Below are 7,914 nucleotides of genomic sequence, written 5' to 3'. Positions count from 1 at the left end.
CTTTTTCTTTCAGGCGTACGGCTTCTTCCACGGCGATTTCGCAGAAGGGGTTCATCGACATTTTGACGTTAGCCAGATCGACGCCGGAATTGTCCGCCTTGACGCGAACTTTCACGTTGTAATCGACCACTCGTTTGACTGCGACGAGGACTTTCATAGGTGCTCCCTCAGAGTGAAAAATCGGCGGTTCATGCGGCATCGAGCAACGCGGCATAAGCCTTGAGGTGATGGTCGTCATCACCGAACTGATGACTGAGCATCACCAGGCGTTTGGCGTGATGCGCCAGGGCGTACTCCCAGGTCATGCCGATCCCGCCGTGCAGTTGGATCGCCTGCTCGGCGATGTTGCGCGCGGCGCGGGTGACGATGAACTTGGCGGCGGCCAGGGTCCTGGTGCGCTCAAGGCTGTCTGCTTCGTCGCAGCAGCACGCGGCCAGGATCGCCATGCTGGTGGCCTGTTCCAGGTCGGTACGCATGTCCACCATACGGTGCTGCAGCACCTGGAACTGACCAATCGCCACACCAAACTGTTGCCGGGTCTTCAAGTATTCCAGGGTCAGGCGACAGGCTTCCTGCATGCTGCCCAACGCATCCGCGCACTGCGCGGCAATGGCTCGCCCTTGCTGATAACGCAACGCCGCGAGGGCCTGGCCCGGCTCACCCAATACCTGATCGGCAGAGACCTTCACCTTATCCAGGTAAAGGTCGCAGGCTTTGCGGCCATCGACCGTGGGATAGGTGCGGCGCTCGACGCCAGCGGCCTGCGGATCCACCAGGAACAGGCCAATGCCGTGCTCATCGCGGCTGTCACCACTGATCCGCGCGCTGACCAGAATCAAGCCGGCCTGGTGCCCGCCCATTACCACCGCTTTCCTGCCGGTCAGTGTCCAGCCCTCGGCCGTCTGTTCGGCACGGGTCTGCACATCGTTCAAATGGTAGTGGCTCTGCTGCTCCTCAAAGGCCGTGGCGAGCAGCAATTGCCCGCTGGCCACTTGCGCCAACAGGTCTTGCTGCTGGGCCGAGTTAGCGAGTTGCATCAGCAACCCGCCGGCATAAATCACCGATTCCACGTAGGGTTCCAGGCACAGGCCGCGACCGAACTCGGTCATCAACAGCATCGTATCGACGCCGCCCCCGCCAAAGCCGCCCAGGGCCTCGGGAAACGGCACCGCCGTCAGCCCCAGTTCACCGAGTTGCTGCCAGAACCTACGACTGAAGCCCTCATCGCTCTGGGCATACTGCTCACGCGCCTCGAAGCTGTAGGCGTCGCGCACCAGGCGGGTGGCGGTGTCTTGCAGCATTTGCTGCTCTTCGGTCAGTTTGAAGTCCATGATCAAAGCCCCTTACAGTTCGAGAATCATCTTGGCGACGATGTTTTTCTGAATTTCATTGGAGCCGCCGAAGATCGACAGCTTGCGCAGGTTGAAATACTGGCTGGCCAACGCCACGCTGTAGTCGGCGTGCAGGGGTTCGCCCGGATGATCCAGCTCCAGTTCTTCTTCCAGATAGGGCAGCGCATAGGGCCCGATCACTTTGCGCAGCAAGTGGCTGATGGCCTGGCGAACTTCGGTGCCCTTGACCTTGAGGATCGAGCTTTCCGCACCGGGCACCCCGCCATCCTTGGCCGCGGCCAGGGTGCGCAGGGTGCTCATTTCAGTGGCCATCAGTTGCATTTCCAGCTCCGCGACCTGGGCGCGAAACAGCGGGTCGTCGAAGATTGGCCGGCCTTCGCTCATCTGCTTGCGGGCAATGCGCTTGAGGTGGGCCAGCGCCGCCTTCGACGCGCCGATTCCCGCCAGACCAGTACGCTCATAGGTGAGCAGGTATTTGGCGCACGTCCAGCCTTGATTTTCTTCGCCTACCAGGTTCGCTACCGGCACCTTGACGTTGTCGAAGAACACCTCGTTGACTTCGTGTTCGCCGTCCAGGGTGATAATCGGGCGCACGCTGATACCCGGGCTGGTCATATCGATCAGCAGGAAGGAAATACCCCGTTGCTTCTGCGCCTGCGGGTCCGTGCGCACCAGGCAGAAAATCATGTTGGCGTGCTGGCCCAGGGTGGTCCAGGTCTTCTGGCCATTGACGATATAAAAGTCGCCCTCGCGCACCGCGCGGGTTTTCAGCGAGGCCAGGTCAGAGCCGGCACCTGGCTCGGAGTAGCCCTGGCACCACCAATCGGCACCGTCGAGGATGCGCGGCAGGTAGTGGTCTTGTTGCTGTGGCGTGCCGTACTTGATCAGCACCGGCGCCACCATGTTGACCCCGAACGGAATGCTGCGCGGAGCGCCCACCAGTGCGCATTCCTCATCAAAGATATGCTTTTGCACAGCGCCCCAGCCAGTACCGCCAAAGGCCACCGGCCAATGGGTGGCGTACCACCCCTGCGCGTTCTGGATTGCCTGCCAGCGTAAGTGGTCATCCTTGGACAAAGGCTTGCCCAGGCGCACCTTGTCGGCCAGGTCCTGGGGCAGTTTGTGCTTCAGGAAGGCCCTGACTTCATCACGAAACGCCAGTTCTTCAGCGGTAAAATGAATATCCATGTTGTTTCTCCAAGCCATTGATAGACCGTGAAGCAGGCCGTTATGAATCCAGTTTCCAGTCAGCGAAGCGCCGCCCTTCTGCCGCCAGTTTTTCCAGCAGCGGCGCGGGCTCCCACCAGGCGCCGAAGCGCTGATGGAACTCGCGAATACGCGCCAGTACCTTGTCCAGGCCAAGGCTGTCGGCATAGAACATCGGGCCGCCGCGCCAGGCGGCAAAGCCATAGCCGTTGAGGTAGATCACATCGATGTCGCTGCTACGCCGGGCGATGCCTTCCTGCAGGATTTTTGCGCCCTCATTGATCAAGGCGAACAGGCAGCGCTCGACGATGTATTCATCACTCAGGGCGCGCCGCTCGATGCCTTTCTCGCGGGAGACGGCTTCCAGCAACGGCAACAGTTCAGGGTTGGGCTCGGGACGACGGGAGCCGGGGGCGTAACAGTAGAAGCCCTTGCCGGTCTTCTGGCCGAGCATGCCGGCCACGTACAACGCGTCGAGCACGCCGGGCAACGGATAGTTCGCGGGCAGCGTGGCGCGCTGGCGCTGACGGATACTCCAGCCGATATCCAGCCCCGACAGGTCCCGCATGGCATTGGGGCCCATGGCCATGCCGAAGGTGCGCAAGGCCCCGTCGACTTGCTCGGGAGTGGCGCCCTCCTCCAACAGGAACTCGGCCTCGCGGCCATACTGGAAGATCATGCGGTTACCGACGAACCCGTCACAGACGCCTACCACCACGGCAATCTTGTTGAGTTTTTTGCTCAATTGCATAACGGTGGCCAACACGTCGAAAGCGGTGTGCCGCCCGCGCACGACTTCCAGCAGGCGCATGACGTTGGCCGGGCTGAAAAAGTGCAGGCCCACCACATCCTGAGGCCGTGACGTGAAGCTGGCGATAACGTCCAGGTCCAGCGAAGAAGTATTGCTGGCGAGGATCGCGCCGGGTTTGCAGACGTGATCCAGGCGTTCAAACACCTGGCGCTTGACCTCCAGGCTTTCAAACACCGCCTCGATGACCAAATCGGCAGTGGCCAGTTCGCCGTACTCCACCCCGCCGTGCAGCAGCGCCAGACGCTGCTCCATCAGCGCAGGGCTCAAGCTGCCACGGGCGACGCTGGCTTCGCAGATCTCGCGGGCGCGTTGCAATGCCCGCTGCAGGGCCGGCTCATCGACTTCCAACAGCAGCACGGCAATGCCGGCGCTGACAAAACTCAAGGCGATTCCCACGCCCATGGTGCCGCCACCGATCACTCCGACGCGTTCAACGGTGCGTACGGGCGTGTCCTTGGGCAGGTCGTCGATCTGGGCGCATTGGCGCTCGGCAAAGAAGGCGTGTACCAACGCCGCACGCTGCTCAGAGGCCAGGCACTCCTGGAACAGTGCGCGCTCGCGCTGCAAGCCTTCGGCCAGGGGCAGCAAGGTCGCCGCTTCGACCGCCGCGACGCAGCGTGGTGGGGAAAAGAACCCCGGCAACCCCTGGGTGACAGCGGCGCGTTTAGCGGCGATCAACGCAGCGTTGTCCACGCCCTTGAGGGCGGCAGTTTGTTCACCGGTGCGCCGCACACCCAGGCCGTTATCCAGCATGCGTTGGGCAAAGGCGATGGCGGCGGTGCGGGGATCGCCGTCGAACAGTTCATCGACAATGTGATGTTCCCGGGCTTGCGTGGCGTTGATGGGCTGGCCGGAGACAATCATCTCCAAGGCCTTGGCCACACCGGCCAGACGGGGCAAGCGCTGGGTGCCGCCCGCGCCCGGCAGCAACCCGAGCTTGACCTCCGGCAGGCCGACCTTGGCATCGCGGCGGGCGATTCGGTAATGGCAACCCAGGGCCATTTCCAGACCTCCGCCCAGGGCCGTGCCGTGAATCACCGCTACACAGGGTTTGTCGCTTTGTTCATAGGCGTTGACCACTTCCGGCAGGCTCGGCGCCTGAGGCGGCTTGCCGAACTCCTTGATATCAGCCCCGGCAATGAAGGTGCGGCCAGCGCACAGCAACACCAACACCTTGGCCTGCGTGTCGATCTGGCCCTGGTGCAAGGCGCGCAACAGACCTTCACGCTCGGCTTGACCGAGGGCGTTGACCGGCGGGTTGTTCAGGGTGATCAGTGCAATCTCGCCTTGGCGCTCGTAGCTCACGCTGGAATTCATCTGAACCTCGATATCTTGTTTTTATTGAAACCATGTTCCGCATTGCGGAACATGTGAATCGATTTTATCAAAGCGTCATGTTTTGGCAAACGGTTTCTGGAAAGATTGCCGACGTAAAAAAACTGACACCCCGTGGGGTGTCAGCTTGATCTAGCGAGAGAAATTGCTGACTCAAGCGTCAGCCGCTGGCACCTGCCGCCCTGGTACCACCAGCGTGGGATCCTTGGGCGCCCAGCTTTTGAGACGCTCCAGGCTTTCGCGATACGAACGCAGGCCGCTCATCAGAATCACCACTGCCAGCACCAGCGAAACGCCCGTCACCACCGCCAGCGAGTAGCGCAGCGCCGAGTCACTGCCGAACACATAATCGGTGCCCAAGGCTACGGCGGTCGGGCCAATCCCCAGGCCGATCAAGGTCACGGCAAACTGATAAAGCGCCGAGGCCTGCCCACGCATCGGGCTGGGCACTACTTCTTGCACGGCCAAAGGGCCGACGCCAAAGGGCATGCTCACGGTAAACACGTGAAAGGCCATCAGCACCAGGGCCAGGTTCTTGTCATCCACCAGGTAGCCCAGGTTCGACGGCAAGGTCAGCACGGCGGCCAGGATTGCGATACGCAAGGGAGCATCGCGGTGACCGCGCTTGATCAGCCAGTCGCACAACCGGCCACCCACCAACAAGCCAAGAGAGCCGCAGATCGCCAGCATGCTGCCGTAGATCACCCCGACCTCAGGTACGCTCATGTCGAACGAGCGCACAAAAAATGTCGGGATCCAGGCACTGCTGCCGTAGGCCGTAAACGTCAGGCAAGCAAAGCCCAGGTTATGGCAAAGCATGGTGCGACGGTTTTTACGCAGGTAATCGACGAACTCCGAAAACGGCAGCTCCAGCCCCGCCCCCACGCCATGGCGCACCGGCTCGCGCAACAGCAGCAAGCACAGGGAAAAGACCACGCCGACCGCGCCGAGAATCAGGAACACCATTTGCCACGGGCGCACCGTGCCAATCAGCGGCAATGTCATATCGCCCTGACTGGTAGCAAAGTGCACCGCCACCCCGCCCAGCAACAGAGCAACCCCCGAGCCCAGATAAATCGCCGTCGAATACACGCTGAAGGCCGTACCGCGACGCTCAGGGGTGAAACTGTCGGAGATCATCGAATAAGCACAGGGCGCCAAGGAGGCTTCGCCTGCCGCTACGCCAATCCGGCAAAAAAGAAACTGCCAGTAACCTTTGACCATGCCGCAGGCAGCCGTCATGCCGCTCCACACCAGGATCCCGCACATCAACAGGTTACGCCGGCTCTTGCTGTCGGCAATCCGCCCCAGCGGGATGCCGCAGAGGGTGTAGAAAATCGCAAACGACAGCCCCATCAACAGGCTCATCTGCGTGTCGCTGATATCCATGTCGTGACGGATCGGTCCCACCAGAAGGTTGAGAATCTGCCGGTCCACGAAGGATAAAACGTAGGCCAGCATCAGTATGCTGACGGTGAACCAGGCGCGTATACGTGATGGATAAAGTGCGTTCTTCATAGCCGCTACGACCTCATTGTTGTTATAGACCCGCCCGGCGGGCTGTCACCGACTCGACTACAGGAGTGGCAGGGTGTAACTGATGATCAGGCGGTTATCGTCCAGATCACTGCCAAAGTGATTCATGCGCAACGAAGAATTACGCCATTTCACCCCCAGATTTTTCAACGAACCGTCCTGGAACACGTAGGCAATGTCCGTATCGCGCTCCCACTCAGAGCCCGTCGGCTTGCCGGCGCCCAACTCAATATCGCTGCCGTAGACGTAACGGGTCATGAAAGTCAGGCCCGGAATACCCACAGCGGCAAAATTGAAGTCGTAGCGCGCCTGCCAGGACCTCTCATCCCGGTTGGCAAAGTCGTTGTTGGAAATAAAGTTGGGCAGGAACGCATCGGCACCGTGGAGATAGGCGTAGCCCGTGTCGCCACTCATCTGCTGATAGGCCAGACCAAACGCGTGGCCGCCCAGGCTGTACGTGAGCATCGCCGACACGGCAGTGTTATCGATATTGCTTTGGCCTTCGTTGTAGGACCGCGCATAGCGCAGGTCACTCTTGAGCGACTGCCCTTCCCCAAGGGGCAGTACATGCAACAGGCTGAAATTGTGCTGGCGATAAAAACGGTCGAGCTCACCGTAGAAGTAGCTGCCACTTAACTGGTTGCTCCACTTGTAACCGACACCGGCGAAGTTGAACTCATCGCTGGTGGCGCCCTTGCTGACACGAATGCCCTTGGCGTTGGCCACTGACGGCGTCAGGTCTTCGCGGTTCGTGGAGTCGCGCTGGGTCACTTGGCGGATCTGCCCCGCATCGAGGGTCACGTTGGCGAACTCCTGGGAATTCAGATGCACGCCCTCGAACGTCTGCGGCAGCAAACGGGTGTCGTTGAACTGCACCACCGGCAAGCGCAGATGCAAGGTGCCGATTCTGAGCAAACTCTTGGACGCCCGCACCTTGGCAGTCAGGCCAAGGAAGCCACTTTCATCCACCGCACGGCCATCTCGCTGACGAGGCAACAAGCCGGAACCGGCACGGTCCAGGCTGGAGTCGAGCTTCACGCCAACCAGGCCGATTGCATCCAGCCCAAAACCCACAGGGCCAGGGGTAAACCCTGACGCGTAACGCAGCAAAAAGCCCTGGGCCCATTCTTCCTGCTTGGACTGGGTGGTGCTGGCCTGGCTGTAGTCACGATTGATGTAAAAATTGCGCAGCTCGACGCTGGCCTTGCTGTCTGCGAAAAAGTCCGCCTGCGCCGACGCCGGCAGGCCTATCTGCCCAATGAAAACCAGGAGACACGTAGTAATGACGCGGGAATGGCACTCCATGATGCAGCCCTATTTTTGTTGTTATGTGTGAAGCTCCAGCGACACTTTGCCAGCGGCAAAGGCACGCTCCGGCTTTTACCACCCAGGATGTTTCGCTGTGCGAAATCATATTTTGATTTCAAGACAAAATATAAGCACTTCGCAAAATTTAAGTAAAGCTGTCGCATGAAAACAAAATCGCTTAATAGCTAAGCGATTGTTTTACATTAATTATTTTTGATAAAAGCCTATCCGCCATTTGACCTGGAATTTCGCCTGGCAAAACACCCTGCCGTTTCAGACGCAAACCTGAGGGGTAACGCAGAAACAAAAAGCCCCTGAAATGCTCAACCATTTCAGGGGCTACTGCTCGTCGCTGGCCAGTACCAT

At 60.1% G+C, this 7,914-nt stretch carries 5 protein-coding genes and 1 pseudogene; all 6 read right to left on the bottom strand.

Annotated features, from left to right (window positions below; translation table 11 throughout):
* A pseudogene (locus tag HBO09_RS27160) lies at positions 1 to 157 on the bottom strand (electron transfer flavoprotein subunit beta/FixA family protein); the annotation flags it as partial.
* Between the two features lie 31 nt (positions 158 to 188).
* Positions 189 to 1,331: an acyl-CoA dehydrogenase gene (locus tag HBO09_RS27155; RefSeq protein WP_169993535.1), complete on the bottom strand. Its 1,143-nt coding sequence runs from the start codon at positions 1,329 to 1,331 to the stop codon at positions 189 to 191.
* 12 nt (positions 1,332 to 1,343) lie between these two features.
* Positions 1,344 to 2,540, bottom strand: coding sequence for an acyl-CoA dehydrogenase family protein (locus HBO09_RS27150; protein WP_169993537.1), 1,197 nt, complete (start codon positions 2,538 to 2,540; stop codon positions 1,344 to 1,346).
* Between the two features lie 40 nt (positions 2,541 to 2,580).
* Positions 2,581 to 4,686, bottom strand: a complete 2,106-nt coding sequence (locus HBO09_RS27145) for a 3-hydroxyacyl-CoA dehydrogenase NAD-binding domain-containing protein (protein ID WP_169993540.1) — start codon at positions 4,684 to 4,686, stop codon at positions 2,581 to 2,583.
* 171 nt (positions 4,687 to 4,857) lie between these two features.
* Positions 4,858 to 6,222 carry an MFS transporter gene (locus tag HBO09_RS27140; protein WP_169993541.1) on the bottom strand — a complete coding sequence of 455 codons (1,365 nt, stop codon included), beginning with the start codon at positions 6,220 to 6,222 and terminating at the stop codon, positions 4,858 to 4,860.
* 57 nt (positions 6,223 to 6,279) lie between these two features.
* Complete coding sequence (locus HBO09_RS27135) at positions 6,280 to 7,545, bottom strand: OprD family porin (RefSeq protein ID WP_169993543.1); 1,266 nt, start codon at positions 7,543 to 7,545, stop codon at positions 6,280 to 6,282.
* Positions 7,546 to 7,914 lie beyond the last annotated feature (369 nt).

The organism is Pseudomonas sp. WS 5027, assembly GCF_012985695.1.
Classification (GTDB): domain Bacteria; phylum Pseudomonadota; class Gammaproteobacteria; order Pseudomonadales; family Pseudomonadaceae; genus Aquipseudomonas; species Aquipseudomonas hygromyciniae.
The sequence above is the reverse complement of the archived record's forward strand: the minus strand, read 5'-3'. Positions and strand labels throughout refer to the sequence as shown.

Bases quoted from the DNA above. Each gene is read 5' to 3' on its own strand.
- HBO09_RS27135 (WP_169993543.1), bottom strand. From the start codon at position 7,545: ATGGAGTGCCATTCCCGCGTCATTACTACGTGTCTCCTGGTTTTCATT.
- HBO09_RS27150 (WP_169993537.1), bottom strand. From the start codon at position 2,540: ATGGATATTCATTTTACCGCTGAAGAACTGGCGTTTCGTGATGAAGTC.
- HBO09_RS27140 (WP_169993541.1), bottom strand. From the start codon at position 6,222: ATGAAGAACGCACTTTATCCATCACGTATACGCGCCTGGTTCACCGTC.
- HBO09_RS27145 (WP_169993540.1), bottom strand. From the start codon at position 4,686: ATGAATTCCAGCGTGAGCTACGAGCGCCAAGGCGAGATTGCACTGATC.
- HBO09_RS27155 (WP_169993535.1), bottom strand. From the start codon at position 1,331: ATGGACTTCAAACTGACCGAAGAGCAGCAAATGCTGCAAGACACCGCC.